This window comes from Pseudomonas sp. LPB4.O, assembly GCF_038383825.1.
Taxonomy (GTDB): domain Bacteria; phylum Pseudomonadota; class Gammaproteobacteria; order Pseudomonadales; family Pseudomonadaceae; genus Aquipseudomonas; species Aquipseudomonas putida.
The window spans coordinates 2,661,964-2,688,124 of sequence record NZ_CP151298.1; the positions used below are offsets into that span (position 1 = coordinate 2,661,964).

Genomic DNA, 26,161 nt, shown 5'->3' on the forward strand with positions numbered 1-26,161 from the left:
AGCAAGACCATGCAAGATTGTGCATTTCGACACTGGCTGGATGCCAATGCCGAGGCCATTGACCGGGGCCTGTGCGAACCGCAGCAGGTACTGGCGCAGATCGCCGAATCGCAGCTGTTGCGCATTGGTGTCGACCCGGCCCTGGGCGGCACGGGCGGGCAGGTGACTGATGCGGTCGAGGCGATTGCCGCCATCGCCAGCCGCTCGTTGGCCGCAGCCTTCGTCTGCTGGGGCCAGCGTGCCTTTATCGAATATCTGTTGCACAGCCCCAACCAGCCCCTGCGCGAGCGCCTGCTGCCGCGCTTGCTGACGGGCGAACTGGCCGGGGCCACCGGGCTGTCCAACGCCATGAAGTTCCTTTCCGGCATCGAAGCGTTGCAGGTGCGTGGCCGGCCCGCAGCCGATGGCTGGCACCTGGAAGGGCGCCTGCACTGGGTGACCAACCTGCGCAAAAGCGGCTTCGTGGTGGCGGCGGCCATCGAAGATGAAGCCGGCGGCGCGCCGTTCGTACTGGCCATTCCGTCCGACGCCCAGGGCCTGGAGCGCTCCGACGACCTGCAACTGATGGGCCTGCAGTCGAGCAACACGGCGGCACTGGCCTTCCACCAAGTGCCGTTGGCCCGTGACTGGCTGCTGCACGCGAATGCGCGCGAGTTCCTGCCACGGGTACGTCCGGCATTCCTGGCGCTGCAATGCGGCATGGCCATCGGCCTGGCGCGACGGGCGCTGCAAGAAGTTCAGGCGCACCTGCACGGCCGGGCCTCGTTCCTCGATGAAGCCCGTCAGGTGCTCAGCGAGCGGCTGGAAAACACCGTCAGCGAGCTCAAGCAGGGCCTGCTCGATGACCGTTTTCAGCAACAGCCGGCGGCCCTGTTCAAGCTGCGCATTACCTTGGCTGAATGTGCCGCCGATGCAGTACAGCTTGAGTTGCAGGCCAGCGGCGGCAAGGCCTACCTCAGCGAGTATGGCGAAGGCTTTGCCCGCCGCTGGCGCGAGTCGGCCTTTGTGCCGATCGTCACCCCCAGCCTGGTGCAATTGCGCGCCGAACTGCAACGCCAGGCGGGCGCGGCATGAGTGACGTGTTGCTCGAAGCCCGCGACATCAGCCTGGGCTACCCGCGGGAGGGTGGCTGGCAGCAGGTGCTGGCGCAGTTCGACCTGCAGCTGGCACCGGGCGAAGTGGTGAGCATTCTTGGCCCCAGTGGCGTCGGCAAATCCAGCCTGCTGCGGGTGCTGGCCGGTCTGCAACAGCCCGGCGGCGGCAGCGTGAGCCTGCACGGCCAGCCGTTGCAAGGGCCGCACCCGCGCCTGGCGGTGGCCTTTCAGGACCCGAGCCTGCTGCCTTGGCTGAGCCTGGAGAAGAACGTCGCTTTTGGTCTGGACTTCGCCCGCCAGCCGAAACTGGCCGCTGCCGAGCGGCGCGCGCGCATCGACCACGCGATTGCCGCCGTGGGCCTGGCCCACGCCCGTGGCCAGTACCCGGCGCAATTGTCCGGTGGCATGGCCCAGCGCACCGCACTCGCCCGCTGCCTGGCCCGCCAGCCCGAGGTGCTGCTGCTGGACGAGCCGTTCGGCGCGCTGGATGAAGTGACCCGCGCCGACATGCAGCAACTGCTGCTGCAACTGATCGCCACCCACAACACCGCGGCAGTACTGATTACCCACGATATTGACGAAGCCCTGCTGCTGTCCGACCGGGTCCTGCTACTGGGCAACCATCCAGCGCACATCCTCGGCCAGTGGCACATCGACCTGCCGCAACCGCGCGACCACCGGGTCGAAGAACTGGGCGCCTTGCGCATCGAAATCCTCAAAACCCTTCGGCGGGCAAGCCGCACAGTCGAACCTACCTCAACCCCGTTGCCCTCGGAGGCTGTCCATGTGCTTGGATGACTGCTGTTCCTCTTCATCGCGTCGTGATTTTCTCAAGCTTGGTGCCATGCTCACGGCCGCTGGTGCGCTGCCATTGCTCTCGAGCCTGCAAGCCCGTGCCGCTTCCGAGCCGGACGCGCCAGTGCGTATCGGCTACCTGCCAATCACCGACGCCACGCCATTGCTGGTGGCGCATAACAACGGGCTGTTCGAGGCCGAAGGCATCAAGGCCGAGCGCCCGGTGTTGCTGCGCAGTTGGGCGCAGGTGATCGAGGCGTTCATCTCCGGGCAGGTGAACGTCATCCACCTGCTATCGCCGATGACCGTATGGGCGCGCTACGGCAGCAAGGTGCCAGCCAAGGTCGTGGCCTGGAACCATGTGGGCGGCTCAGGCCTGACCGTGGCGCCCGATATAAGCGACATGAAACAGCTCGGGGGCAAGACCGTGGCCATCCCGTTCTGGTATTCGATCCATAACGTGGTGTTGCAGCAGATGCTCAACGACAATGGCCTGACGCCTGTGTCGAAGCCTGCCAATGCGCAGTTGGCCGCCAACGAAGTCAACCTGCTGGTGCTGCCGCCATCCGACATGCCGCCAGCCTTGGCCAGCAAGCGCATTGCCGGCTACATCGTCGCCGAGCCGTTCAACGCCCTGGCCGAGAACCTCAAGGTTGGCCGCGTGCAGCGCTTTACCGGCGATGTGTGGCGCAACCACGCGTGCTGCGTGGTGTTCATGCATGAGCATGACTTGAACAACCGCCCCGAATGGTCGCAGAAGGTGGTCAACGCCATCGTCAAGGCCCAGCACTGGACCCGCGACCACCGCGCCGAAGCAGCTGCGTTGCTGTCGAAGGCCGGCCCCAACAAGTACACCCCGCACGAGCCCGCGGTGCTGGCCAAGGTGCTGGCGCCGGCCGCCGAGGACCGTGCCGGCTACGTTGCCAGTGGCGCCATTCGCCATCAGCAGTGGGACGAAAAGCGCATCGACTTCCAGCCATACCCGTTCCCCAGTTACACCGAAGAACTGGTCAAGCGCCTGAAAACCACCTTGATCGAGGGCGACAACGCCTTCCTTGCCGGGCTGGACCCGGTGCAGACCGCCCGCGACCTGGTCGACGATCGCTTCGTGCGTCATGCCATCGCTGCGGTTGGTGGCCCGTCGGTGTTCGGTATTGCCGACAACTTCGAGCGTAGCGAGGAGTTCGCCGTCTGATGCGCACGCATGTCGTACACGCCAGCCTTGGGCTGGCCGGGTTGTTGGCGCTGTTGCTGTTGTGGTGGGCCGGTGTTGCCGTGTTCGGCCAGGCCGACGGCCTGTCGGCGCGCTTTTCACCGGCGGCAACCTTGGCCAGCCTGGTCGAGCTGTTGGGGCAGGGCGAGGTTTACGGGCACATCTGGGTCAGCCTCAAGCGCATCCTGGTCGGGTTGCTGCTGGCGCTGCTGATCGGCGTGCCGCTGGGCTTGCTGGTGGGCAGCTACCGGCACCTGGAGGCGGCAACCACCCCGGCGTTCCAGTTTTTGCGCATGATCTCGCCGTTGTCGTGGATGCCGGTGGTGGTGATGTTGATGGGCGTGGGTGACCAGCCGATCTACTTCCTGCTGGCGTTTGCCGCGCTATGGCCGATCTTGCTGAACACCGCGGCGGGCGTCAGGCAGCTGGACCCACGCTGGCTGCAACTGAGCCGCAGCTTGAGCGCCACGCGCTGGGAAACCTTGTGCAAGGTGATCGTGCCGGGGGTGATCGGTCATGTGTTGACCGGCGTGCGCCTGGCCATCGGCATTTTGTGGATCGTGCTGGTGCCGTGCGAAATGCTCGGGGTGAGTGCGGGGTTGGGGTATTTCATCCTCGATACCCGCGACCGGCTGGCGTATTCCGAACTGATGGCGATGGTGCTGCTGATTGGCGTGTTGGGGTTTGTGCTGGATGCGCTGGCGCGCGGGCTGCATCGGCGCTGGGTGCATGGCTGACGGGCCAATGGGGCTTCTTCGCGGGCTCGCCCGCTCCCACAGGTACATCACCTAACGGTATTCCTGTGGGAGCGGGCAAGCCCGCGAACAGGCCATCGGATCAATGCACGGTCTTGCGCTGCCGTACACACTCCAGCGCTTGGGCGGCCAGCTCATCCAGCCGCTCATCGCGCATCTGCTCTGCTTCGATCATCGCATCCTCACCCTGCTGGTTAAGCAGGTAGGTGTGAATCTGCATCACTTCAGCGGTTTGATAAATCGGCGCAATGTCCAGGCGCCCGATCAGCGCACCACTGGCCTGGCCGGTACTGCTCATCAGCACCTGCGGCCCATTGGCGGCCACCACCTGCATGCCCATCGCCTCAAACCACGGCACCTGGCTGGCAAAGGCGTTCAGCTCCACGCAGGCATGGCGAGCCTGCAGGTCGCCCAGCAGGGCGCGGGCGATGCCCTGGCGGCGATGACTGGCGCGCACGGCAAGAAAGGCCAGTGAACACGCCTGCTCATCGTCGTCGGCCGGCAGCGACAGGGCAAAGCCCAGCAATTGGTCCGGCGCCTCTGCATCCAGTGCAAGGGTCAGCGCCACGGCAAGGCCGCGAGTGCCATCCAGTGCTTGCAGGTACTGGTGCACCTCCATGCCGACGCCGTACTGGTACAGCGGGTACAGCGGGTTGTCGGCGGTAATGGCGACACTGCTCAGTTCGCCGACATGGTGGATCACCAGCTCGCGGATCTGGTTCTGGAAAGATTCGGGCGGCACGCTGTCGAGGCGGCTCAGGATGAACATCGGGGGCGGGCTCCGGCGGGTGGAAATACAGCCCGGGCCAGGTTGGCGCGGGCTGTACAGTTTAACCGGTTTTGCCGTATCAGCCTTGTTGCTGTAGCGCACCAAGCATCAGGTCGAGGTTTTGCACCGCCGCGCCGGAGGCACCTTTACCCAGATTATCGAACACTGCGGTCAGCAAGACCTGGCCATGCTCGGGGTTGGCATACAGCGCCAGGCGCAGGTCGTTGCTGTCGTTCAATGCCTCGGGGTCAAGGTTTGCAGCTGCGCCTTGCTGATGCAGCGGCATCACCTGCACATGGCGGGCGCCCTGGTAATGCTGCTGCAGGCAGGCCTGTAGCTGTTCGGCGCTGACCTGGCCCGGTAACAGGCGCAATTGCAGTGGGATACTCAGTACGATGCCCTGGCGGTAGGCACCGTAGCCTGGCATGAACACCGGCCGTGCCGACAGCCCGGCATGTTGCTGGATTTCGGGTACGTGCTTGTGCGCCAGCTCCAGCCCATAAAGTTGCAAGACCGGGGCATTACCGGCACCGGGTTGTTCGTGGCGCTCGACCGCCGCGCGGCCACCGCCGGAGTAGCCGGAGATGGCATGGATGCCCAGCGGGTAGTCGGCTGGCAGTAGCCCGGCCTTGACCAGCGGGCGTAGCAGGGCGATGGCGCCAGTGGGGTAGCAGCCCGGGTTGCTGACGCGCTTGCTTTGGGCAATGCGTTCGGCCTGCTGGTCGTCCAGTTCTGGCAGGCCATAGACCCAGCCCTCGGTGGTACGGTGCGCCGAACTGGCGTCGATCACCCGCACCTGCGGGTTGTGGATCGCTGCCACCGCCTCACGAGCGGCGTCGTCGGGCAGGCACAGCAGGGCGATGTCGGCGCTGTTGATGGCCTCGCGGCGGCGCTGCGGGTCTTTGCGCTCGGCCTCGGGCAGGGTGAGCAGGCGCAGGTCGCTGCGGCCTTGCAGGCGGGCGTGGATCTGCAGGCCGGTGGTGCCTTGGTCGCCGTCGATGAAGACAACAGGGGTATGCATGGTCAGGGTCCGGTCGGGTTGGGATGGCCCATGCTCGCCTGTGGCTGGACTAAAGGAAATTTGAATATCATGATGCTGATGTTCATTTATTCTGAATATAGGCCAATAAAGACCATGCGCGAAATCAGCCTTGACCGCCTCCGCACCCTGGTGGTCATCGCCGACCTGGGCTCTTTTGCCGAGGCCGCCCGCCAGCTCAACCTGGCACCGCCCACCATCAGCCTGCATGTGGCCGAACTGGAGGCACGTATCGGCGCCCCGTTGCTCAGCCGCACCCGCGGCCAGGTGCGCCCCACGGCCATTGGCGAAACGCTGCTGGCCCGTGCCCGGCGCCTGCTGGCCGACGCCGACCTGGCGCTGGACGAAGTACGCCGACAAGTCGAGGGGCTGACCGGCCGGGTACGCCTGGGCGCATCCACCGGTGCTATCGCCCACTTGCTGCCGCAGGCGCTGGAGCACCTGCGTGCGGACCATCCGGGGATCGACGTGCAGGTACAAGTGCTGACTTCCCAGGCATCGCTGGGGCGATTGCGTGAAGGGACGCTGGATATCGGCCTGGTGGCCTTGCCGCAGGTGGCCGGCAAAGGGCTGACCGTTACCCCCTGGCGGCGGGACCCGATCCTGGCCTACGTACCGGCCGACTGGCAGCCGCCGGCGAGAGTGACACCGGCCTGGCTGGCGCAGCGGGCGTTGATTCTCAACGACAGCAGTACCCAGCTGTCACGGGTTACCGGCGAGTGGTTCGCGGCAGCAGGGTTATACCCCGAGCCGCGAATCGAGCTGAATTACAACGATGCGATCAAGAGCCTGGTCGGGGCCGGGTACGGCGCGACGTTGCTGCCCGAGGAAGGCGAGGCCGCCGAACTGGATCGGCGCATTGCGCGCCGGCCGCTGCGCCCAGGGTTGTGGCGGCAGTTGGGTATCGCCTGCCGGGAAGGCCAGGTGGAACGGGCAACGGGGTATGTGTTGCAAGCCTTGGAGCGCTTGCGACAGTAGGGCGCAGGCGTCGTACATGCCGCTGCGAGTGCGGGTTTTCATCGATTTCCTGTTCGCCGAGACCGGTTTACCGCTGGGCTGAAGCCCTGCGATTCAAGTTTCTGCCAACTATGCTGTTTGCTGCGTCGAGCCGAATACACCTCGACGAACCCTACGGTTTTCCAGGAGAGCGCTCCATGAAGCCTATGAAATGCGTACCTTTGCTGGTGATTGCTTCTGTGTTGAGTTTTACCGCCCATGCTGACCCGGCAGCCAACTGTGCAGCCAAGATCAAGGAACTTGAGGACTTCCACAAGGCGAGTGGCCAAGCGATGCATGGTGGCATGGCCCATGACTTCAAGGTCCACCTGCAAAACGCCAAGGATGCTCAGAGCAAAGGTGATATGACTCAGTGCCAGGCCTCGGCGGACCAAGCCAAGACCATCTATAACAAGGCGCGTAGCAAGTAAGCCTTGGTCGGCCCCTTCGCGGCGTTACCCGCGAAGGGGCCGGTGCAGGATGGCCCGCTGTCAGAACCAGCGATCGTTCTTCTTCCGCCCACGGGTCAACGCCGGCAAGATCAGCCCGGCCAGCAAGCCCGCACCGGCAATGCTGCCGCCATACACCATGTAGCGCATCATCACCTGCTTGTTCTCGTCACCCAGGCGCGCCTGGGTATCGCGCAGCTCCGACTGGCTCTGGTCGAACTGTTCATTCAGCGCCTTGTTGCGCGCCTCCAGTTCGTCGATGAGCTTTTTCCGTGAGTCGAGGGTTTCCTGCATGCCCTGTACCCGGCTCTTCCAGCTGTCGTCGATGGTCTTCAACTGCCCGGTCAGCTCCACGACCTGGGCGTCGAGTTGCGGCAGGCGCTCGTTCTGGCCCGGCACCGCTTGCAAGTCGTTGCTGAGTATCCATACCACATCGCCATTCTGCCCACGCACCTGGCTGTAATTGCCCTGAGTGCCGAGCAGGGTCAACTGTTGCCCCGACTTCAGGGTACCGACGATGCGGTGGCCGTCGGTGGGGCCGCTGCGCACATAGGTACTCAGGCTGTCGCTGACCCAGCGTGCATCGCTGGCGGGCTCTTCGGCGTGCACCGGCGCGGCAAGGGCCACCAAGGCGGCAATCAGGCCACCGCGCAGGGCAGGGAGGACGGAAGCGGTTGGGCGGGAATCGGGCATGTTGGGTCTTCGCTGAAACAGGACAAAAGTAGGCCCGATGACTGGGCCGATGAACCGGTCGCTGAGTTGACCGTCAGCCAAAGACCCTTTTTTTGTCAGCAGGTTCACTACCTGATATCGGAAATGTCTGCAGGATATTGCAGAACTCGCCCCAGAGCGCTTCGCCGCCGATGCTCTTGTGAATTCAACCGGACAGCCTTTTCATGCGCAAGGGCGGGGCTAGACTCAAAGGTCCATACCCTTCATGGAGCAAGGCCATGACTGCCAAAAACACCGTCTGCCTCTGGTACGACAACGATGCCGAAGAAGCCGCCAACTTCTACGCCAGCGTCTTCCCGGACAGCAAGGTGGTCGCACTGCACCAGGCGCCAGCTGACTACCCATCGGGCAAGGAGGGCGATGTGATTACCGTCGAATTCACTGTCATGGGCATACCCTGTGTGGGGCTCAATGGCGGCTCGACGTTCAAGCACTGTGAGGCGTTTTCGTTCCAGGTCAGTACCGAAGACCAGGCCGAAACCGACCGCTTGTGGGATGCGATCATCGCGAATGGCGGCGAGGCCAGCGTCTGTGGCTGGTGCAAGGACAAGTGGGGGATCTCCTGGCAGATCACCCCCCGTATCCTGATCGAGGCCATCGGCCACAGCGACCGCGCGGCGGCCAAGCGGGCGTTCGAGGCCATGATGCAGATGGGCAAGATCGATGTCGCCAGGATATCAGCGGCATTGAAGGGGTGAACCGTAGGCGTTTCATGGACTGTGGTTATCGATTTGCCCTGGAAAATCGCTTATCGAGGAGGCGCTGTTCCATCACTCAAGTGGCGCCCCCGAACCAGGCGCTTTACCCGCCCGCTCCTGCAAGGGACCGGGCCGGGTTGGCGTGTCAGGTTTCGGACACTTCGCCCGCTGCTACCGCCTCCTTCACCGCAGCCTTCTTCTCCTGCACCACGATGTAGAACTCCTCACCATGCTTCACCGCCCCATACAACACAGCCTTCTCGATCAGCTCGTTGCCGCGCAGGTGACGCAGCATCATCGGGTCCTTACGCAGGTCGCGGTACAGCGCCAGGCACAGCAGCACCATCACCACCACAAAGGGCAGGGCCACGACGATGGTCAGGTTCTGCAGCCCGTTCAGCGCCTGGCCCGGGTCTCGCGGGTCGCCGATCGCCAGCATGATCGCCGCCACCGTCCCGGTCAGCGCGCCCCAGAAAATCACCGTGCGCCGCGATGGCGCGGTGGTGCCGTGTTCCGACAGCGTGCCCATCACCAGTGACGCCGCATCGGCACCGGAAACGAAGAAGATGCCCACCAGGATCATCACCAGCACCGAGGAAACCGACGCCAGCGGGTAGCTGTCCAGCAGCTGGTACAGCGCGTGGTTGCTGTTGACCGCACCGTTGGCCAGCTGGAAGGCGCCTTCGCGCAAGGCATCGATGGATGCACCGCCGAAAATGGTGAACCACACCAGGCTGACCAGGCTCGGCACCAGCAGCACCCCGGTGACAAACTGGCGAATGGTGCGGCCGCGGCTGATGCGGGCGATGAACATACCCACGAACGGTGTCCAGGAAATCCACCAGGCCCAGTAGAACACGGTCCAGCCGGCCAGCCAGCTGTTCATCTGATCGCCGCCGCTGGCGTTGGTGCGGGCCATCATTTCCGGCAGCATCTTGATGTAGATACCGATCGAGGTCGGCAGCAGGTTGAGCATGAGCAGGGTAGGGCCGACCATGAACACGAACGCCGCCAGCACCAGTGCCAGCACCATGTTGGTGTTGGACAGCCACTGGATGCCCTTGCCGATGCCCGACACCGCCGAGGTGACGAAGGCAATGGTCAGCAGGGTGATGATGGCGATGTAAAACAACTTGCCGGGGCTTTCGACCCAGCCGTTGTATTCCAGCCCGCCGGCAATCTGCAGCGCACCCAGGCCCAGCGAGGCCGCCGAGCCGAACAGCGTGGCAAAGATTGCCATCATGTCGATCAGGCGGCCGAGCGGGCCGTTGGCGTGCTTGCCGATCAACGGCCGGAATGCGGCGGATATCAGCTGCGAGCGGCCACGGCGGTAGGTGCCGTAGGCAATCACCAGGCCGACGATGGCGTACATCGCCCAGGGGTGCAGGGTCCAGTGGAACAGGGTGGTGGCCATTGCCACCTGCATCGCTTCGCTCGTCTGCGCGGTGGCCGAGCCGGGTGGCGGCGTCACATAGTGGGACAGCGGCTCGGCAACGCCGAAAAACATCAGGCCGATGCCCATGCCGGCGCTGAACATCATTGCCACCCAGGACACCGTGCGGAATTCTGGCTGTTCGCCATCACGACCTAGTGGCACCCGGCCATAACGGCTGGCGGCCAGCCACAGCACGAACACCACGAAAAGCGTCGAGGTGAGCACGAAGAACCAGCCAAAGTTGAGGATGACCCAGGATTGCGCGCTGGAGGCGCTGCTGGCGAGGCTGGCCTGGTTGAGAAAGCCCCAGAGGACGAACGCGATGGCCAGCAGGCTGGTGAAACCAAAGACAATCCAGTCGAGTTTGCCCTCGAAATGCCGGTCCTGGCGGGCTTCTGCGGTTTTCGAGGGGTCTGTCACGCCAAGGTCGAGTGTTTCGATGATGTGTTCCTTTGCCATGAATGATGAGGCCCCTTTGTGGTTTACCTGAACGCGCAGGCTTCTTGTTGTATGGGCGACCGAGTTCGATGACGGCCTCGGCGGGGAGATTGCCGGCCGATTATCCTGTGCCTGAAACGGCTGTACCTGTCCCGTAAACGTCCTGGGGCGTCCATTGCGCGACCTGCCAAATACTTTTAGTTCTGGGGGCGGTGGCCCTTTCTGCCTCGCGTTCTGGTAACCTGTGGGCATTACCCTGGCCTGCACATCCGGGCACCGTAGAAGCGTTGCTGCTTGTGGGCCAGGCCGCACCAGGAAACGGAGATTCGTCAATGGCCACTGACCGTGTGAGCCTGATTCATTTCGATAAATTGAGCATGAGCCCTGCCGCCGCCGATCGGTTCCAGAACGCCCTCGATGCGCTGGCAGCGCTCAAGCTGCAGGACCGTTACGTGTACCTCATCGCTCCTTATCTGGGTGATATCGCTGACGCCTCTGACGCTGAGCAACTGGACACTGCCCTGGGCCAGTGCATTCGTGTGGTCGATGAACTGCTGGCTGCCAGGTCGGTCAGCAGCGCCAAGGCTGAAGAAGTACGCCAGGTGTTCCACAGCGCGGCCGAACGTGCACGGGCAGACATGGCCGGCTGAGTGGTGGCATGGCCAAAGACATCGATAACCCCTGCGTCTCGTTATGCCAGCTCAACAGCGAGCTATGCGTGAGCTGTGGCCGCACCCGTGACGAAATTCGCAAATGGCGGGGCATGAAACGCCCGGAAAAGATGGCCACCGTGCAGCGTGCGGCGACACGGATGAAAGCTATCGCCAAGAAGGCAGCCAAGCGGCAGAATGCTGACTGAACCTGCGTGCCCTGCGCACGGCCTACCTTGATCTGCTTGACGAGCCTGAAATGGATTCTCACTCGCTGTTTGCGTTTACCCTGGTCGCCGCCATCGCGATCGCCAGCCCTGGCCCCGCCACCCTGATGGCCATCAACAACAGCCTGGCCCACGGCCAACGCAGCGCGGTCTGGTCGTCGCTGGGCAATGGCTCGGGCCTGTTCTGCCTGTCGGCTGCGGCCATGCTTGGGCTGGGCGCGTTGCTGGCCAGTTCCGAAGTACTGTTCAACGCCGTGAAGATCCTGGGGGCAGGCTATCTGTTCTACCTCGGTGCGCGGCAGTTGCTGAAAAAGAGCCCGATGCTGGAGCAGGGCGCTGCCGAGGGTGCTGTCAAGGTACGGCCCACACCGCTCAAGTTGTACAAATCGGCTTTCCTCACAGCGGTGACCAACCCCAAGGCAACCATGTTCTTCACTGCGCTGTTCCCGCAGTTCATCGACCAAGGGGCGGCCCTGCTGCCGCAATTCCTGACCCTGACCGGGATTTTCGTGGGCTTGTCGCTTGCTTCGCTGAGCTTGTATGCCGCACTGGCTGCGCGGGCCAAGGGTGTACTGACCCGGCCGTCGATGTCACGATGGGTCAGCCGGGTGGTGGGTACCACCTTTATCGGCTTTGGCGCGGCGATTCTGGCAATGCGTCGGCAGGGCGCCTGAGGCCCATGGGCCGCAACGCGGCCCCGTTCTCAAGGCTTGGTACGCATCTGCAGCAAACACCCCGAATCGGGTGCACTGCCCAGCACCTCCAGCTTTAGCGCTTGCCGGGCACTGGTAATGAACAGCGTGGTGCCATCTTCCCCGCCAAAACACAGGTCGGTCGGGCAGGGCACCGGCAGGCCGATCATGCGCTCCAGGTTGCCGTCTGCATCGAAGCGGGCCAGGCTCCAGCCGTCCAGCTGGGTGGTCCACACGCCGCCGGTGGCATCCAGCGCCAGGCCGCCCAGTCGGCCACCGCCCCGCGGCAGCGAGGCCAGCCTGCGCATGCTGCTGCTGCCAGGCTGCAGCAGCAAGATGTCGCCAGACTCCGGTGCCAAGGCATACACCGCGCTGCCCTTGGCGTCCCAGCGAAAGGCACTGACCTGCTCTGGTAACGCCCAGCCATGGCGTAGTTCGCCTTCGGCGCTCAGCTCGCCGATCAGGCAGCCACTGGCCGTTTTCCCACACGCCCACAGCGCGCCGGAAGGGTGTGTGGCCAGTGCCAGCAGGCGACTGCCGAGCAAATCCTGCCGGGGGTGTTCGTGGCCGTTCCAGTCGATCAGCGACCAACCGCCAGCCTGGGCTACCAGCAAACCGTCGGGGTGCAGTTCCATACCGCGTACGGGCAGGTCGAGGCGGGCCAACAGTCGGCTGCTGTGGCCATCCCAGCAATGGATGGCCGGTGCCAGGGTGTCTGCCCAGTACAACAGCCGCTGACCGGCATGCCAGCGCGGGAACGCCCCGTGGAATGCCCAGGGCCCAGGTAGCACGCCGATCTCGCCCCCAGCTTGTGGCGCGTTGTCCGGGCGTAGCTGTTCTCCCACCCGGCGTGCCGCCTCGGCCAGCTCCGGGCCGAGCAAGGTCAGGCGCTCCAGAGTCAGGCGGTACGCTGGCCCAGCGACGCTCAGGGCTCCACGTACCTGCCCTTGCTTGTCGATGATCGGCGCGGCGACGCAGCGAATGCCCAGGCGGATTTCTTCATCGTCCAGCGCGTAGCCGCGGGCCTGGGTGATCTGCAATTCGGCCAGCAGCCTGCGGCGGTCGGTGATGGTCAGTGGCGTCAGCGGCGCCAGCACCAGGCCTTTGAGGATTTCGTCGCGTGCCGAGGGCCTCAGAGCCGAGAGAATTGCCTTGCCTTGCCCCGTGCAGTACACCGGCTTGCCCTGGCCCAGGCTGGCTGCCGAGCGTTGGGTGTGGGCGCCCTCACAGCGCTCCAGGGACAACACCTGGTTACCGTCGAGCACTGCCAGGTATGAGGTTTCGCCGGTCAGGTCGCGCAAGGCGCGCAGTTCTTCGCTGGCCGCCGCCACCAGGTCGGGCTCCAGGTAGGCATTGCGCACCATTTCCAGGTAGTTGAAGCCCAGCCGATAGACCTTGCGGGTCGGGTCGCGGCGGATCATGCCCCGCTCCACCAGCGTGGCGATGATGCGGTACAGCGTGGTACGTGGTAGCGGCACCTGTTCGGCCAGTTCGGCCTGGCTGATGCCGCTCGCGCTTGCGCCAATGGCCTGGAGCACGTCCAGGGCTTTTTCAAGTGCTGCAGTGCCTTCACCCGTTTTCATTGTTTTCCCACCCTTTGGAACATGGCCGCGTAAGCGTACAGAATGCCCCTTTCTCGTGGGAAATTCCGCCATAGAATCAGCCTCAGCAGGGCTTGCAATGAAAATGAGTCCCACATAGTGGGAATTCACCCTTGCAGCCCATCGGATGAACCCGCGAGGAGAACCTACAACAATGTCCGTCATCCACAACTACGCCGATGCTCACGAGAGCGTCTCCGGCAAGCAGGTCGAAGTCAGCGACGAAGTGCTGGCCAAGCTCGCCACCTGCAGCAGCGGCTCGCTGACCACCCAGTTGTTCAAACGCGGCTTCCGCCAACCGGCGCTGGTCGGCCTGCGTGCCATGACCCGTGACGTCAAACCGTTCGCCGGCCGTGCCTTCACCATGCGTTTCATCCCGGCCCGTGAAGACATCGACACTTATTCGACCATGACCACCAAGCCCAACGACGACAACCTGCAATGGGTGGGCGTGGAGCAGATCAAACCCGGCGATGTGTTGGTCATCGACAGCCGCAACGACCCGGCAGCCGCCTCGGCTGGCAACATCCTGGTAACCCGCCTGCTGGCCCGTGGTGCCAAGGCCATCGTTACGGATGGTGCCCTGCGTGACGGCAGTGAAATCGCCAGCATGAGCCTACCGGCGTATGCCCGTGAAATCACTGCCACCACGCGTATTTCCTACCACCACGTGGCCGATTTGCAGGTGCCGATTGGGTGCGCGGGCGTGGCTGTGTACCCGGGTGACATCATCGTCGGCGACGCAGATGGCCTGACCGTGGTGCCGGCGAACGTGGCTGAAGAACTGGCCGAGGTGTGCAGCGTGCAGGACGACATCGAAAACTACCTGGCCATGCGCATCGCCTCGGGTGAAGCGCTGTGGGGCGTGTACCCGCCGAGCCCGGCGTCGGTGTCCGACTATCACGCCTGGGTCGCGGCCGGGCGCCCGGCGATCCCTTCGATTATCGACAAACAGGAGGCCTGAGCCATGGCAGAGCACAAGCATGCGCAATTGATTCGTCGCTATTTCGAAGCCTGCAACGAAGGCGACTACGACAAGCTGGTGTCCTGCTTCACCCCGGACGCCGTGCATTACTTTCCGTCAGGGCTACCGGAAATTCCATGGCGCACGGCCGACACCATCGCCAGCAAGTGGGTGTGGTGCGTGGAGAACCTGGGGTCGCAGTGGACCATCGAGAAGATTCTGGTCAGCCACGACAGCAACGAAGCAGTGATCGAGTGGACCCACTGGAAAAGCAAGCTGGGCACCGCGCTGCGCGGGGATGAGTGGTACGTGTTCGATGAGCAGAGCGGGTTGATCAAGGAGATCCGTGCCTATTACGCATCACCTGCTGATAAAGACGTGGCGATCAACGAACTGGTCGATTTCGACTATGTCGGCCGCGGGTATCACCTCGAGCCGAAGGCGCGATAAGGCCACGGGCCTCTTCGCGGGCACGCCCGCGAATGGCCGCACCGCAATGTTGAAGGAGTTTTCAATGACCAACCCGCAAAACCCCGGCTTTGCAGCCATCGACGCCGTTGTCGCCAAGTCCGCCGCCGCCGCCGACTTCTGGGCCGACTCCAGCGCCACCCAGCGCGCCACTTTGTTGCGCGGCCTGGCCACCGCCCTGGAACAGCAACAAGCCGAACTGGTCGCCATCGCCGACCGCGAAAGCGGCCTGGGCGAAGCACGCCTGAATGGCGAAGTGGCGCGCACCGCCTTCCAGCTACGCGGCTTCGCCAGCGAAGTGGAAGCCGGAGTGCCGTATCGCCAGGTCGATGACCAGGCCATTGCCGGCGCTCCGCCCGCCGGCCGCCCCCGCCTGACCCGGGTGCAGCGCGCACTGGGCCCGGTGGCGATGTTCTCGGCCAGCAACTTCCCCTTCGCCTTCTCGGTGCTGGGCGGTGATACTGCCTCGGCCTTGGCTGCTGGTTGCCCGGTGGTGGTCAAGCCGCATTCGGGTCACCCCGAGCTGTCCCGCGCCGTATTCGCCCTGGCCGCTGGCGTGGTCCGCGCCCAGGGCCTGCCGGAAGGCCTGCTGACCCTGGCCGAAGCGCCTGACCGCGCCACCGGCACCTATCTGGTGCAGCACCCGATGATTGCAGCGGTGGCTTTCACCGGCTCCTACCAGGGCGGTAAAGCCCTGTGGCAGGCGGCCAATGCGCGCGCTCGCCCTGTGCCTTTCTTTGGCGAGCTGGGTTCGATCAACCCGCTAGTGGCCTTGCCTGCCGCGCTGGAAAAAGACAGCGAAAACCTGGCCAGGACCCTGGCGGCGTCGATCACCCTCGGTTGCGGGCAGTTTTGCACCAGCCCAGGCGTGATCGTGCTGCTCGATTCGCCGCACAGCCAGCGCTTCGTCGCCCAACTGGGCGAAGCCATTGCGCCGATCGCCACGCACCGTATGCTCACCCCGGGCATCCAGCAGGGGTTCGAAGCCGCTGCCGCCACGGTGGCCGCCAACGCCACGCCGGTGTTCACCGCGCATGCCGATGCCGCCGGCCCGGCACCGCGCCTGTTCGCCACCGATGCCGCCGCGTTCATCGCCAACGCCCACCTGCGTGAAGAGATGTTCGGCCCGGCCGCGCTGATTGTCACTGCGCAGTCAGTAGCCCAGGTCGCCGAAGTACTCGACGCCGTGGGAGGCACCTTGACTACCACGCTGTGGGGCCTGGACGCCGAAAGCGAAGACAATCGCCAACTGCTGCGTGCTGCCCAACGTGTGTCCGGGCGCGTGCTGTTCACGGGCGTGCCGACTGGCGTTGCCGTGTGCCACGCCCAGCAGCACGGTGGCCCGTGGCCGTCGTCCACCGCCCCGCAGAGCACCTCGGTGGGCTATGCCGCCATCGAGCGATTCCTGCGCCCGGTGGCCCTGCAGGACGCGCCGGCCTGGGTGCTGGGCTGAGGAGGGCAGGGCGATGATGCGACATATCGTGCTGTTCCGCCGCCTGCCTGGCGTCGAGGCGCAGCCTGAACGGGAAGCGACATTGGTGGCGCAGATGCGTGACCTTGCGCAGCAAATCGACTTCATCCGCGACTGGAGGGTCGCCGCCAACGAGCTGGACCGGCCGATCTGCTGGGACTACATCCTCGAGTCCAGCTTTGACGATGCCGATGCGGTAAAGCGTTACCTGCCACACCCGGCGCACCAGGCCCTGGTCGCCGACCTCAAGCAGTACTTCGAGTGGGTGGCGGTGGATTACAGCGTCTAGACCCCTGATCAGCACTTGGCCCACTGGCTGGGGCCAGGCGCTATAACAAAAAAGATCTGGCATCACCGGTGCCGGGCGGAGTCGTACATGAACAAGAAAAAGAATTATCGCTGGACGATCCTGACCATGTTGTTTCTGGCCATGATCATCAACTATGTCGATCGCGCTGCCTTGTCGATCGCCATGCCCTTCATTACCCAGGAGTACCACCTCACGCCGGCCGAGAAGGGCATGATCTTCAGCAGCTTCTTCTTCGGCTATGCGCTGTTCTGCTTTGTGGGTGGCTACCTGGCCGACCGCTTCGGACCCAAGCGCGTGCTGACCTGGTCGATGGGCTTTTGGTCGGTGCTGTGCGGTTCCACCGCACTGGCGTTCAATTTCTGGTCGTTGCTGATCGTGCGTGCACTGTTTGGCGTGGGCGAAGGGCCGGTGTCCACCACCGCCAACAAGACCGTAAACAGCTGGTTCCCGATCAAGGAGCGCGCCCGCGCCATCGGCATCAACCAGGCCGGCGGCCCGCTGGGTGGCGCCCTGGCCGGCCCGATCGTAGGCTTTCTCGCCCTCTGGCTGGGTTGGCGCGTGGCCTTCGTGGTGATCGCCGTGATCGGCGTGCTGTGGGCCGTCGTCTGGTGGCGCATGGCAGCGTCAACGCCCAAGGAGCACCCGCTGGTGTCAGCCGAAGAGCTGGCGCTGATCAACGAGGGCCGCGAGGTACCGGTCACTGCGGTGGCGGACGCGCCACGCACGCCGGTGCTGCAGATTATCCTGCAGCGTTCGGTGCTGGTCACCGGTGTGTCGCTGTTCTGCTACAACTACATCCTCTATTTCTTCATGACCTGGTTCCCCAGCTACCTGATTGACGCCAAGGGTATCGACCTGAAGGCCATGAGCATCGTCACTGCGCTGCCGTGGCTGGTGGGGACGGTGGGGTTCATCTGTGGTGGCCTGCTGATCGACTGGGTGTTCAAGCGCACCGGCAAGCAGTTGTTCTCGCGCAAGGTGGTGCTGGTGACCTGCCTGCTGATCGCCGCCGTGTGCATCGGGCTGACCGGCCAGGTGCAGAGCGTGACCAGCACCGTGGCGGTGATGACCGTGGCCATCGGCTTCCTGATGCTGACCGCACCGGCCTACTGGTCGCTGATCCAGGATGCCGTACCGGATCATCAGGTGGGAACCGCAGGTGGCTTCATGCATGGGCTTGCCAACCTCAGCGGCATCGTCGCGCCCACCGTGACCGGCTTCATCATCCAGTCCACCGGCACTTACGCCAGCGGCTTCGGACTGGCGGCGGCCCTGGGTATCCTGGGAGCGCTCATCGTTGCCTTGTTCGTCGGCCAGAAGCCGGCCAAGCAGGCCGCCGTGGCCGCCACCGCCTAAGCTGCGCGCACGCCTGGCGGCGGAATGCCGCCAGGCCCTTTGCACCACCTTTGTTTTTCGGGAATTCGCTATGCCTACGCTACTTGTCACCGGCGCCGCCGGTATCGTTGGAACCGCTCTGCGCCCTTACTTGCGCGAACGCTTCAACCTGCGCCTGCTGGACCGTCGCCCCGTCACCGACCTGGCTGCCGGGGAAACCGTGCTGGTCGGCGACCTGACCGACCCGGCCTTTGTCCGCCAGGCAGCGCAAGGGGTCGATGCGGTGCTGCACCTGGCCTGTGCCCACGGCACTGATATCCAGTTCCAGAGCACCGTGGAGCCCAACTACCACGCCACCCTGTACCTGCTGGAAGCTGCCCAGCGCGCCGGCGCCAAGCGTTTTGTGTTCGCCAGCAGCCACCATGTGCTTGGCCAGTACCACAGCGAGGCAGCGACCCACTTCGATGACAGCCCGGTAGCACCGGACAGCTACTACGCCCTGAGCAAAGTGTTTGGCGAGGCGGCTTGCGCGACCTTCTCGCAGCGCAGCGAGCTGGCCACCTTCATCGTGCGCATTGGTAATGCCGATGCCAAGGTGGCCGATGCCCGCCGCCTGCGCTTGTGGACCAGCGCCCGCGACCTGGCCCAGTTGGTGCTGATCGGCCTGGAGCACCCGCAGGTGCGTCACGACATCGTCTACGGTGTGTCGGAATGCCCAGACGCCTTCTTCCACAACCGCCGCGCGCGCGAACTGGGTTACCGGCCGCAGGACAATGCGGCCGATAACCTGGCAGATAATTTCCTCGCCTATGAGGCCATGGCAGCGGTTGGTTCCGGTCGCGATCATGTGGGCGGCGCCTACGCCGGCGTTCCTTTGGCCAGTGTGCTGGAGCAAGCATGAAAATCGTCCGTATCGATACGCAAATCGTCGAAATTCCCTTTCACGATGGCGGCAAAGGCCAAGGCATCACCCCGACCACCTGGCACACCCTGGAAAACGTGCTGATTCGCCTGGAGGACGAGCACGGCAACGTCGGGTGGGGTGAAGCTTTCGGCTATTTCGTCGCTGATGCCACCAAGGCCCTGATCGACCGCCTGATTACACCTTTGCTGGCGGGGCGGCAGGTGGATGATATCGCCGCGTTCAACCGCGAGCTGCAGCTGCGCCTGCACCTGTTCGGCCGCTATGGGGTGACGATGTTCGCCATCTCCGGGGTCGATATTGCCCTGTGGGATCTGGCGGCACGCCGCGAAGGCGTGCCGTTGCACAAACTGCTCGGCCAGGCCCGGCGCGAGCAGGTGGCAGCTTATGCCAGTCTGGTGCGTTACGCCGACGACGAGGTTGCCCCGGTAATCTGTGAAAAGGCCCTCGCGATGGGCTTTCGCGATATCAAACTGCATGAAGTGACGGTGCCGGAAGTTGCCGCCTGCCGCCGGGCTATTGGCTTCGATGTGCCGTTGGCCACCGATGTGAACTGCAGCTGGAGCGTGGCCGATACGCGCGAATGGCTGCCGCGGTTGTCCGAGCTGCAGTTGGCCTGGCTGGAAGAGCCGATCTTCCCGCCCGAGGACTTCGCTACCCTGGCCAACCTGCGCGGGCATGGCGTGCCTTTATCGGCGGGCGAGAACTGGTGCACGGCGGTGCAGTTCGAGCAAGCCCTGCTGGCCGGTGCGGTGGACTCGATCCAGCCCAGCGTGACCAAGGTCGGCGGTATTTCAGAGTGCTTGCGCATTGCTGCACTGGCCGAGCGGCATGACGCGGTCGTGCTGCCGCATTGTCCGTACTTTGGCCCCGGGCTGGTCGCCACCTTGCACCTGGCTGCGGTGCAGCCACGGGTGCCGCAAGTGGAATACCTGTTCGTCGAACCGGCCGGCTGGCTGTACCCGGTGGAACAGTTGCGTCAGGGCAATCAGCTGCAAATCCCGCAGGGGCCGGGCCTGGGCCTGGACATTGACCTTGCCGTGGCCGAGCGCTTCCGCCGCTAAGCCTACTTCATCACCCGTTGAGCTTCCCACCGCTGCGCTCCGGCGCAGCGGCAGGGCCATGCCGTGCCCGGAAAAGGGCACAGGAGGTTCCATGCAACCCTTGCTGCTGAGCAATGCCACCTGGTCACTTGGCCTGCTTCCGACCTGGGGCGGGCGTATCGCCCACCTGCGTGCGGACGGGCTCGACCTGTTGCTGCCGATTGCTGTCGGGTCGTTCGACCCGCTGGACTGGCCCCGGGCCGGTGCTTATCCGCTGATGCCGTACTCCAACCGTATCCGCAATGCCCGCCTGCATTTCGGGGGCCGCGATTACGCTTTGCCAGCGCACCCCGCCGCGCAGCCGCACACCTTGCACGGCGTGGCTCATGCCGTGCCGTGGCAGGTAGTGGAGGAGGGGGGGCAATGGCTGACCCTCGCCTGCGACTACCAGGGCGAACACTGGCCCTGGGCATTCCGGGCTGAGCAACGTTTCGTGCTTGACGGCAAGCGGCTGCGCATCGAGCTGGCGCTGGTCAATCGGGGGGAGACACCGATGCCCGCAGGGCTGGGGCTGCACCCTTACTTCAAGCGTCACCCCGGCATGACGGTCCGTTACCACGCAGGCCGCGAATGGCAAATCGACGACCAGTATCTGGCCACCGGTGATTTCCGGGAGATGACCCAAGCGCTGTTGATCGATACCGACGGCGCCCAGGGGCTGGCGCACTACCAGTCGTGCTGGGATGGTCAGTTGCAGCTCGACTACACCAGCGGCAGCCTGTGCCTGCAGGCTAGCGGGCCGCTGAGCCATTTTGTTGCCTTCGCCCCTGCCGGCAGCCCCTACCTGTGCCTGGAGCCGGTTTCGCACCTGGCCGATGCGTTCAATCAGCCGCGGGACAGTTGGGAGCAGACCGGTACCCATGAGCTGGCCCCCGGCCAACGCCTGCAGGCATCCCTCGATTTCACCTGGCAAGGACGCTGAGTTACTGCCCGACCGCTGTACCCGACACAAACCATAAAGAGAACAACAACAATGAAACACTCCTCGACTGGAGCGGGCTTCGCTCGCGCTGCAAAACCGTTGTCGCTGCTGCTGGGCCTGGTGCCTCTCTGTGCCCAGGCAGCCTTTCTGGACGACAGCAAGGCCAACCTGACCTTTCGCAACTTCTACTACAACCACGATCTGCGCGACTCGACCAAGCCGGCCCAGTCCAAGCTGGAGGAGTGGGCTCAGGGCTTCATTCTCAAGGGTGATTCCGGCTACACCGACACCACGGTCGGGGTGGGCGTGGATGTGTACGCGGGGCTTGGCTTGAAGCTCGATTCATCGCCTTCACGCAGCGGCACTGCTTTGCTGCCCGGTGCCTATGACCGTGCGGGCGGGCCGCGCAATGCCGACCCCCGCTCGGTCGATGAGTACTCCGAAGCCACAGCAGCGTTCAAGCTCAAGTACTCGAAGAGCGAGCTGAAAGTGGGCGGGCTGTTCCCCAAAATCCCGCTGGTCAGCTCAGGCGACGCCCGTTTGCTGCCCCAGTTTTTCGAAGGGGCCATGCTCGATATCCGTGAGCTGGACAACATCGACATTGGCCTGGGCCAGATGCGCAAGGTCAACCAGCGCGAGTTTGCCGGTGCCCGTGATATCCAGGTGGGCAACTACTACAGCGTGTTCAGCGACCGCTTCGACTACCTGGGCGGCACCTGGCGCGCCACCCCGCAGACCTCGCTGGGGTTGTGGAGCGGCCGTTTACAGGACGTCTACCAGCAGACGCTGTACACCGCTACCCAAGGCTTCAAGGCAGGTGACTGGAACCTGTCTGGCACCCTCAACTACCTCGACACTGGCGAGTCTGGTAGCGAGAAGGCCGGCACTCTGGACAGCCGCATGACCTCGGCCATGCTCAGTGCCAACCTGCGGGCGCAGACGTTGCGCCTCGGTTACCAGTACAACGCTGGCGACAGTGCCCTGCCGTTCATCCATGACACCGACCTGCCGGGGGTTGCTAATGCCGTGCAGGTGCTGCGGTTCGACCGTGCGCAGGAGCGCTCCTGGCAGCTGCGTTACGATGTGGATTTTGCAGCGTTGGGCGTGCCGGGGCTGACGGCGTTCGCCCGTTATGTGCGCGGGGACAACTTCAAGGTGGCGGGGGAGGAAGGCAGTGAGTGGGAGCGCAATCTTGATGTCACGTACGTGATCCAGAGCGGGCCGCTGAAGAACCTGGCGTTGCGCTGGCGCAACGTTGAACTGCGCGGGGATGCGACCGGGCGGCGCGACGAGAACCGCGTGATCATTGCCTACACCTTGCCGCTGTTTTGAGTCTTTGGCCTGGGGCTGCTTTGCAGCCCTGTGGGAGCGGTCGTACAGCGACCAGGTCCGCGGAGAATCATCCCCCCCTTCACACATCCCCAGGAGGACACCAATGCTCCAGCCCTTGGACCCTGCCATGCAGGCCTATATCGACAACAGCAAACGCTTCACCCCGGGCGACAGAAGCCTGGGCGCCCGGCGCTCAGCATTCCTCCAAGCTTGCCGCCATTGCACCCCGCCACCGCCTGAAGGCTGGCGCATCGAGGACATCGACTTGCAGGGCCTGCGCGTTCGCTGCTATCAACCCGCTGGTCGGGCGCCCGAAGGTGGCTGGGCAACGCTGCTGTACATCCACGGCGGCGGCTGGGACCTGGGCAATCTCGACACCCACGACTGGTTTGCCTACACCTTGGCGCAACGGGTTCGGTTGGCCATCGTCGCAGTCGAATACCGCCTCGCCCCCGAATATGCCTACCCCGCACCCCTGGAGGATTGCTTGAAGGCGTGGGCGGCACTGCGAACCGGCAAAGTCCACGCCAACCTTAGCCAGACCACGCTCATGGTCGCTGGCGACAGCGCTGGCGGCACCTTGGCAGCGGGGCTGTGCAGGGCACTGCTCAATGCTGGCCAAGCGCAGCCCTTGGGCCAGTTGCTGGCCTACCCGGTGCTCACGGCCAGCCAGCACCTGCCGTCGATGCAGGAGCATGCGCAAGCACCCCTGTTGACGGTGGCTGGGCTGATGCAGTCGCTGCAAGGTTTTGTTCCCAACGAGGCCGAGCGTACCGACCCCTGTGCCATGCCACTGGAGGCTGATGACTTTGCCGGGTTAGCGCCGGCGCTGGTGGTGGTCGCACGGGTCGATCCACTGTGTGACCACGGCATCGACTATTACCACGCGCTTTCGGCACATGGGGTGCCTGCCGAGCTGTGGGTGGGCGAGGGGATGGTGCATTCCAGCCTGCGGGCGTTCGGCGTGGCCGAGGTCGAGCAGGCCTGGGTGCGCATGGCCGCGCAACTGCAGCGCTGGGCGCAAGGCTGATACATTCAGGTACTTTCGCGCACCACCAGGCGGAATCCGACATCCTCCACGCATTGGCCGCGCCCCAGGCTGCCATCCATGCGTTGCAACAGCAGCTCGGCAGTACGCAGGCCGATGCGCTCGCCGTCAATGCTCACCGTGCTCAGGCGCGGGTGGGTGTGGGCGGCGAACTCCAGGTCGCCGAAGCCCATCACGGCGATATTCGTCGGGATTTGCAACCCCTGGGCCTGGGCTTCGGCCATGGCGCCCTGCGCCAACAGGTCAATGCTGCAGATCACCGCGTCCATTTTCACATTGGCGGCCAGCAGGCGGGCCATGGCCTGGCGACCGTGGCCCATGTTCACCGGAGCCGACTGCAACTCGCAGGCAACAATCTCGACACCCGCTTGTTGCAAGCAGGCCACACACGCCTGGCGGCGTCGGTTGGCACGGTCGTCATCGCTCCACACCAGGCCGACCCGACGATGGCCGCGCTCGATGATGTGTTCTGCCATGGCACGGCCAACGGCCTCATGGGAAAACCCCACCACCGTGTCGATCGGCCGCTCGGTCAGTTCCCAGGTCTCAACCACGGGTATGCCACGGATCAGCAGTTTTTCCCGCGCGGCATCGCTTTGCAGGTGGCGGGTGAGGACGATGCCATCTGGGCGGCGGGCGAGGATCGTGTCGATCAGTTCGGATTCATGGCTTTCGTTGAGGTCCGACTGGCTCAGCAGCAGTTGGTAACGCGCCGCTGCCAGGCGCTTGCCCAGTTCGGTGATGGTGTCGACGAAAGCGCGATTGGCCAGGTTAGGCACCACCACGATGACCAGCCGGCTACGCTGCGAGACCAGCGCACCCGCGAGCATGTTGGGCACGTAGCCGGTCTTGCGGATGGCGTTGCGCACTTTTTTCTGGGTTTTTTCCGACACCAGTTCCGGCCGGTTGATCACCCGGGAAACAGTGATCGGCGACACCTTGGCCATTTTCGCCACGTCATCAAGAGTGGCAGGGGTGGCGATAAGGGGCTTGGGATCAGCGACGGTAGCGGGCGTTTCCAGCATCGAGGGCCTCTGCGCAGGAGCTTTGAGCGTGTTGCCAATTCTACCGGAATGGTCGCGCTTTTTTGCACTTCCTGCGTATTCCCAAAGCATGGGAATTCACCTTCATTTGCGATTTGCAAAGCCCGCTAGCTCAGGCCTAGGATAAATGACAGCGCTGTCATTTGATAGCGCTGTCATTGGTCTGAGGCAGCCCGGCAAAGGGCTGCCAGCTGACAGAATTCAAAGCAGGCGCCGGTGCAAGGCTCTGTACGACGCCAATAAAAACAATGAGGCAACCGCGATGCACAACCATGACACATACGCCGCTGGGCCTGCTCCTGGCGCCGTGGCCGCGTCCAGCACGGCCACCCGTTATCGCTATCTGATCCTGGCTTTGATCACCATGGTCCTCGCGCTTAGCAGCGGGGATCGCGCTGCGCTGTCGGTGGCCGGTTCAGATATGAGCAAGGAGCTTGGCATCAGCTCGGTGGAAATGGGCTACCTGTTTTCCATCTTCAGTTGGGCCTACGTGATCTGCCTGATCCCGTCGGGTTGGCTGGCTGACCGTTTCGGTTCCAAGAAAACCATGGCGCTGGCCATTTGCGTCTGGTCGGTGTTCACGGTGTGCATGGGTCTGGTCCATTTCGTCGGGATGATCGTGCCGCTGTTGCTGGCCCTGCGTTTTCTCTTGGGCATGGCCGAGGCCCCCGTAGGACCGGCATCTACACGAGTAATCGCGTCCTGGTTCCCGTCGACGGAGCGGGGTATGGCCGGGGCGATCTTCAACAGCGCGCAATACATCTCGCTGGCGTTCTTCACTCCCTTCATGGGTTGGCTTTGCTACGCCTTCGGCTGGGAGTACGTGTTCATCGTCATGGGCACCGTCGGTTTCGGCGTTGCCGCGATCTGGTGGAAAAATTATTACCTGCCAGTCAGCCACCCAAAAATGAACGGCGAAGAGCTGGATTACCTGCGCAAAGGCGAAGCACTGGTCGACCTCGAAGCCCAGGCCGCGCTGCCCAAGGAAAAGCGCCGCAGTTCGCTGGCCGAAGTGGGCTTGCTGTTTAAGAGCCGCATGCTGTTGGGCATGTTCATCAGCCAGTACTGCGTCAGCGCGGTCACCTGGTTCTATGTCACCTGGTTCCCCATCTATCTGGTCAAGGAGCGTGGATTCGACATCCTTCAGGCCGGCCTGGTGGCTTCGATCCCGGCCATGTGCGGGCTGATCGGTGCAGTGTCGTCGGGCTTCTTCTCCGACTACCTGTTGCGCCGCACCAAGTCCCTGAGCATCGCCCGTAAGACCCCGATCATCACAGGCGTGCTGCTGAGCTCGACCATGATGCTGTGCAACTACGTCGACGCCCAGTGGTTAGTGATTGCGGTGATGAGCCTGGCGTTCTTCGGCAAGGGCTTCGGCAACCTCGGCTTCAGCGTGGTAGCCGACACCGCCCCGCGGGAAATGATCGGCATGACCGGCGGGGTGTTCAACGCCCTGGGTAACACTGCCGGCATCGTAACCCCCGTGGTCATTGGCTACTTGCTGCACTCAAGCGGCTCGTTCAGCAGCGCACTGATTTACGTCGGCGCACACGGCCTGCTTGCTGCGTTTTCCTACCTGGTCATCGTCGGTCGCATACAGCGCCTGCATCTGTCCGACCTGACCGGCAAATCTTCCATTGCCCAGCGATAACAAGGACTA

Annotated in this window: 27 protein-coding genes; 21 read left to right on the forward strand and 6 right to left on the reverse strand. The window is 64.0% G+C overall.

Going from position 1 to position 26,161, the window contains the following annotated elements; translation table 11 throughout:
- Positions 1–9: 9 nt before the first annotated feature.
- The 4 genes from MRBLPB4O_RS11915 to MRBLPB4O_RS11930 are packed head-to-tail and all read left to right on the forward strand — an operon-like array spanning position 10 to position 3,839.
- Positions 10–1,074, forward strand: coding sequence for an acyl-CoA dehydrogenase family protein (locus tag MRBLPB4O_RS11915; protein ID WP_341798589.1), 1,065 nt, complete (start codon positions 10–12; stop codon positions 1,072–1,074).
- A complete protein-coding gene (locus MRBLPB4O_RS11920) occupies positions 1,071–1,892 on the forward strand; it encodes an ABC transporter ATP-binding protein (protein WP_341798590.1) in 822 nt (273 codons plus the stop codon). Before MRBLPB4O_RS11915 ends, MRBLPB4O_RS11920 begins: the two co-directional genes overlap by 4 nt.
- Entirely contained in the window at positions 1,879–3,084 is a 1,206-nt protein-coding gene (locus tag MRBLPB4O_RS11925; protein WP_341798591.1) for an ABC transporter substrate-binding protein, read from the forward strand. Before MRBLPB4O_RS11920 ends, MRBLPB4O_RS11925 begins: the two co-directional genes overlap by 14 nt.
- Positions 3,084–3,839, forward strand: a complete 756-nt coding sequence (locus MRBLPB4O_RS11930; RefSeq protein ID WP_341798592.1) for an ABC transporter permease — start codon at positions 3,084–3,086, stop codon at positions 3,837–3,839. The genes MRBLPB4O_RS11925 and MRBLPB4O_RS11930 overlap by 1 nt, the downstream gene beginning before the upstream one ends.
- Positions 3,840–3,939: 100 nt before the next feature.
- On the opposite strand, the gene MRBLPB4O_RS11935 is transcribed toward MRBLPB4O_RS11930, so the two are convergent.
- A complete protein-coding gene (locus MRBLPB4O_RS11935) occupies positions 3,940–4,626 on the reverse strand; it encodes a GNAT family N-acetyltransferase (RefSeq protein WP_258652205.1) in 687 nt (228 codons plus the stop codon).
- Positions 4,627–4,705: 79 nt separating this feature from the next.
- A complete protein-coding gene (gene argC, locus MRBLPB4O_RS11940) occupies positions 4,706–5,647 on the reverse strand; it encodes an N-acetyl-gamma-glutamyl-phosphate reductase (RefSeq protein WP_341798593.1) in 942 nt (313 codons plus the stop codon).
- Positions 5,648–5,761: 114 nt separating this feature from the next.
- Here argC and MRBLPB4O_RS11945 point away from each other — a divergent pair, with 114 nt between their 5' ends.
- Both MRBLPB4O_RS11945 and MRBLPB4O_RS11950 read left to right on the forward strand, forming a co-directional pair.
- Complete coding sequence (locus MRBLPB4O_RS11945; protein ID WP_341798594.1) at positions 5,762–6,643, forward strand: LysR family transcriptional regulator; 882 nt, start codon at positions 5,762–5,764, stop codon at positions 6,641–6,643.
- A gap of 176 nt (positions 6,644–6,819) precedes the next feature.
- Positions 6,820–7,092 (forward strand): hypothetical protein, encoded by a 273-nt coding sequence (locus MRBLPB4O_RS11950; RefSeq protein WP_341798595.1) that lies wholly within the window; start codon positions 6,820–6,822, stop codon positions 7,090–7,092.
- A gap of 60 nt (positions 7,093–7,152) precedes the next feature.
- Here the strand turns inward: MRBLPB4O_RS11950 and MRBLPB4O_RS11955 are convergent, their stop codons facing one another.
- Positions 7,153–7,803, reverse strand: a complete 651-nt coding sequence (locus MRBLPB4O_RS11955) for a TIGR04211 family SH3 domain-containing protein (RefSeq protein ID WP_341798596.1) — start codon at positions 7,801–7,803, stop codon at positions 7,153–7,155.
- Positions 7,804–8,060: 257 nt separating this feature from the next.
- On the opposite strand from MRBLPB4O_RS11955, the gene MRBLPB4O_RS11960 reads away from it, so the two are divergent.
- The gene (locus tag MRBLPB4O_RS11960) at positions 8,061–8,540 is read left to right on the forward strand and encodes a VOC family protein (RefSeq protein ID WP_341798597.1); all 480 of its coding nucleotides are present in this window, start codon (positions 8,061–8,063) and stop codon (positions 8,538–8,540) included.
- A gap of 145 nt (positions 8,541–8,685) precedes the next feature.
- Here the strand turns inward: MRBLPB4O_RS11960 and MRBLPB4O_RS11965 are convergent, their stop codons facing one another.
- Positions 8,686–10,434, reverse strand: coding sequence for a BCCT family transporter (locus MRBLPB4O_RS11965; protein ID WP_341798598.1), 1,749 nt, complete (start codon positions 10,432–10,434; stop codon positions 8,686–8,688).
- A 311-nt stretch (positions 10,435–10,745) separates the two neighbouring features.
- Between MRBLPB4O_RS11965 and MRBLPB4O_RS11970 the strand changes: the two genes are divergently transcribed.
- Genes MRBLPB4O_RS11970 through MRBLPB4O_RS11980 form a run of 3 tightly spaced genes read left to right on the forward strand, consistent with a single transcriptional unit; the run spans position 10,746 to position 11,964 of the window.
- The gene (locus tag MRBLPB4O_RS11970; RefSeq protein WP_341798599.1) at positions 10,746–11,063 is read left to right on the forward strand and encodes a hypothetical protein; all 318 of its coding nucleotides are present in this window, start codon (positions 10,746–10,748) and stop codon (positions 11,061–11,063) included.
- 8 nt (positions 11,064–11,071) lie between these two features.
- Positions 11,072–11,272 (forward strand): DUF1289 domain-containing protein, encoded by a 201-nt coding sequence (locus tag MRBLPB4O_RS11975; protein ID WP_012271937.1) that lies wholly within the window; start codon positions 11,072–11,074, stop codon positions 11,270–11,272.
- A 50-nt stretch (positions 11,273–11,322) separates the two neighbouring features.
- Complete coding sequence (locus MRBLPB4O_RS11980; protein WP_258652161.1) at positions 11,323–11,964, forward strand: LysE family translocator; 642 nt, start codon at positions 11,323–11,325, stop codon at positions 11,962–11,964.
- A gap of 29 nt (positions 11,965–11,993) precedes the next feature.
- Here MRBLPB4O_RS11980 and MRBLPB4O_RS11985 read toward each other — a convergent pair whose 3' ends face one another.
- Positions 11,994–13,565 (reverse strand): IclR family transcriptional regulator C-terminal domain-containing protein, encoded by a 1,572-nt coding sequence (locus tag MRBLPB4O_RS11985; RefSeq protein WP_341798600.1) that lies wholly within the window; start codon positions 13,563–13,565, stop codon positions 11,994–11,996.
- Between the two features lie 172 nt (positions 13,566–13,737).
- Here MRBLPB4O_RS11985 and MRBLPB4O_RS11990 point away from each other — a divergent pair, with 172 nt between their 5' ends.
- From MRBLPB4O_RS11990 to MRBLPB4O_RS12035, 10 genes are all read left to right on the forward strand, one after another.
- A complete protein-coding gene (locus MRBLPB4O_RS11990; RefSeq protein WP_341798601.1) occupies positions 13,738–14,547 on the forward strand; it encodes a ribonuclease activity regulator RraA in 810 nt (269 codons plus the stop codon).
- 3 nt (positions 14,548–14,550) lie between these two features.
- The gene (locus tag MRBLPB4O_RS11995; protein ID WP_341798602.1) at positions 14,551–14,997 is read left to right on the forward strand and encodes a nuclear transport factor 2 family protein; all 447 of its coding nucleotides are present in this window, start codon (positions 14,551–14,553) and stop codon (positions 14,995–14,997) included.
- A gap of 64 nt (positions 14,998–15,061) precedes the next feature.
- Positions 15,062–16,468 carry an aldehyde dehydrogenase (NADP(+)) gene (locus tag MRBLPB4O_RS12000; protein ID WP_341798603.1) on the forward strand — a complete coding sequence of 469 codons (1,407 nt, stop codon included), beginning with the start codon at positions 15,062–15,064 and terminating at the stop codon, positions 16,466–16,468.
- 13 nt (positions 16,469–16,481) lie between these two features.
- Complete coding sequence (locus MRBLPB4O_RS12005; RefSeq protein ID WP_341798604.1) at positions 16,482–16,775, forward strand: Dabb family protein; 294 nt, start codon at positions 16,482–16,484, stop codon at positions 16,773–16,775.
- Between the two features lie 87 nt (positions 16,776–16,862).
- Positions 16,863–18,152 (forward strand): MFS transporter, encoded by a 1,290-nt coding sequence (locus tag MRBLPB4O_RS12010; protein WP_341798605.1) that lies wholly within the window; start codon positions 16,863–16,865, stop codon positions 18,150–18,152.
- A gap of 70 nt (positions 18,153–18,222) precedes the next feature.
- Positions 18,223–19,032, forward strand: a complete 810-nt coding sequence (locus tag MRBLPB4O_RS12015; protein WP_341798606.1) for an NAD(P)-dependent oxidoreductase — start codon at positions 18,223–18,225, stop codon at positions 19,030–19,032.
- On the forward strand, positions 19,029–20,117 hold the full coding sequence (locus MRBLPB4O_RS12020) for a mandelate racemase/muconate lactonizing enzyme family protein (protein ID WP_341798607.1): 1,089 nt from the start codon (positions 19,029–19,031) through the stop codon (positions 20,115–20,117). The genes MRBLPB4O_RS12015 and MRBLPB4O_RS12020 overlap by 4 nt, the downstream gene beginning before the upstream one ends.
- Positions 20,118–20,208: 91 nt before the next feature.
- Positions 20,209–21,078, forward strand: a complete 870-nt coding sequence (locus MRBLPB4O_RS12025; protein ID WP_341798608.1) for an aldose 1-epimerase — start codon at positions 20,209–20,211, stop codon at positions 21,076–21,078.
- A 51-nt stretch (positions 21,079–21,129) separates the two neighbouring features.
- Complete coding sequence (locus tag MRBLPB4O_RS12030; RefSeq protein ID WP_341798609.1) at positions 21,130–22,410, forward strand: OprD family porin; 1,281 nt, start codon at positions 21,130–21,132, stop codon at positions 22,408–22,410.
- A 103-nt stretch (positions 22,411–22,513) separates the two neighbouring features.
- Positions 22,514–23,440 carry an alpha/beta hydrolase gene (locus tag MRBLPB4O_RS12035; RefSeq protein WP_341798610.1) on the forward strand — a complete coding sequence of 309 codons (927 nt, stop codon included), beginning with the start codon at positions 22,514–22,516 and terminating at the stop codon, positions 23,438–23,440.
- A 5-nt stretch (positions 23,441–23,445) separates the two neighbouring features.
- Here the strand turns inward: MRBLPB4O_RS12035 and MRBLPB4O_RS12040 are convergent, their stop codons facing one another.
- Positions 23,446–24,483, reverse strand: a complete 1,038-nt coding sequence (locus MRBLPB4O_RS12040) for a LacI family DNA-binding transcriptional regulator (protein ID WP_341798611.1) — start codon at positions 24,481–24,483, stop codon at positions 23,446–23,448.
- A 280-nt stretch (positions 24,484–24,763) separates the two neighbouring features.
- Here MRBLPB4O_RS12040 and MRBLPB4O_RS12045 point away from each other — a divergent pair, with 280 nt between their 5' ends.
- The gene (locus MRBLPB4O_RS12045; RefSeq protein ID WP_341798612.1) at positions 24,764–26,152 is read left to right on the forward strand and encodes an MFS transporter; all 1,389 of its coding nucleotides are present in this window, start codon (positions 24,764–24,766) and stop codon (positions 26,150–26,152) included.
- Positions 26,153–26,161 lie beyond the last annotated feature (9 nt).

Coding starts and splice junctions, on each gene's coding strand:
- MRBLPB4O_RS11975 (WP_012271937.1), top strand. CDS start 11,072: ATGGCCAAAGACATCGATAACCCCTGCGTCTCGTTATGCCAGCTCAAC.
- MRBLPB4O_RS12010 (WP_341798605.1), top strand. CDS start 16,863: ATGAACAAGAAAAAGAATTATCGCTGGACGATCCTGACCATGTTGTTT.
- MRBLPB4O_RS11990 (WP_341798601.1), top strand. CDS start 13,738: ATGTCCGTCATCCACAACTACGCCGATGCTCACGAGAGCGTCTCCGGC.
- MRBLPB4O_RS12015 (WP_341798606.1), top strand. CDS start 18,223: ATGCCTACGCTACTTGTCACCGGCGCCGCCGGTATCGTTGGAACCGCT.
- MRBLPB4O_RS11950 (WP_341798595.1), top strand. CDS start 6,820: ATGAAGCCTATGAAATGCGTACCTTTGCTGGTGATTGCTTCTGTGTTG.
- MRBLPB4O_RS11960 (WP_341798597.1), top strand. CDS start 8,061: ATGACTGCCAAAAACACCGTCTGCCTCTGGTACGACAACGATGCCGAA.
- MRBLPB4O_RS11965 (WP_341798598.1), bottom strand. CDS start 10,434: ATGGCAAAGGAACACATCATCGAAACACTCGACCTTGGCGTGACAGAC.
- MRBLPB4O_RS12040 (WP_341798611.1), bottom strand. CDS start 24,483: ATGCTGGAAACGCCCGCTACCGTCGCTGATCCCAAGCCCCTTATCGCC.
- MRBLPB4O_RS11935 (WP_258652205.1), bottom strand. CDS start 4,626: ATGTTCATCCTGAGCCGCCTCGACAGCGTGCCGCCCGAATCTTTCCAG.
- MRBLPB4O_RS11915 (WP_341798589.1), top strand. CDS start 10: ATGCAAGATTGTGCATTTCGACACTGGCTGGATGCCAATGCCGAGGCC.
- MRBLPB4O_RS12035 (WP_341798610.1), top strand. CDS start 22,514: ATGCTCCAGCCCTTGGACCCTGCCATGCAGGCCTATATCGACAACAGC.
- MRBLPB4O_RS11995 (WP_341798602.1), top strand. CDS start 14,551: ATGGCAGAGCACAAGCATGCGCAATTGATTCGTCGCTATTTCGAAGCC.
- MRBLPB4O_RS12025 (WP_341798608.1), top strand. CDS start 20,209: ATGCAACCCTTGCTGCTGAGCAATGCCACCTGGTCACTTGGCCTGCTT.
- MRBLPB4O_RS11945 (WP_341798594.1), top strand. CDS start 5,762: ATGCGCGAAATCAGCCTTGACCGCCTCCGCACCCTGGTGGTCATCGCC.
- MRBLPB4O_RS11920 (WP_341798590.1), top strand. CDS start 1,071: ATGAGTGACGTGTTGCTCGAAGCCCGCGACATCAGCCTGGGCTACCCG.
- MRBLPB4O_RS11970 (WP_341798599.1), top strand. CDS start 10,746: ATGGCCACTGACCGTGTGAGCCTGATTCATTTCGATAAATTGAGCATG.
- MRBLPB4O_RS11985 (WP_341798600.1), bottom strand. CDS start 13,565: ATGAAAACGGGTGAAGGCACTGCAGCACTTGAAAAAGCCCTGGACGTG.
- argC (WP_341798593.1), bottom strand. CDS start 5,647: ATGCATACCCCTGTTGTCTTCATCGACGGCGACCAAGGCACCACCGGC.
- MRBLPB4O_RS12000 (WP_341798603.1), top strand. CDS start 15,062: ATGACCAACCCGCAAAACCCCGGCTTTGCAGCCATCGACGCCGTTGTC.
- MRBLPB4O_RS12005 (WP_341798604.1), top strand. CDS start 16,482: ATGATGCGACATATCGTGCTGTTCCGCCGCCTGCCTGGCGTCGAGGCG.
- MRBLPB4O_RS11925 (WP_341798591.1), top strand. CDS start 1,879: ATGTGCTTGGATGACTGCTGTTCCTCTTCATCGCGTCGTGATTTTCTC.
- MRBLPB4O_RS11955 (WP_341798596.1), bottom strand. CDS start 7,803: ATGCCCGATTCCCGCCCAACCGCTTCCGTCCTCCCTGCCCTGCGCGGT.
- MRBLPB4O_RS11930 (WP_341798592.1), top strand. CDS start 3,084: ATGCGCACGCATGTCGTACACGCCAGCCTTGGGCTGGCCGGGTTGTTG.
- MRBLPB4O_RS12020 (WP_341798607.1), top strand. CDS start 19,029: ATGAAAATCGTCCGTATCGATACGCAAATCGTCGAAATTCCCTTTCAC.
- MRBLPB4O_RS12045 (WP_341798612.1), top strand. CDS start 24,764: ATGCACAACCATGACACATACGCCGCTGGGCCTGCTCCTGGCGCCGTG.
- MRBLPB4O_RS11980 (WP_258652161.1), top strand. CDS start 11,323: ATGGATTCTCACTCGCTGTTTGCGTTTACCCTGGTCGCCGCCATCGCG.
- MRBLPB4O_RS12030 (WP_341798609.1), top strand. CDS start 21,130: ATGAAACACTCCTCGACTGGAGCGGGCTTCGCTCGCGCTGCAAAACCG.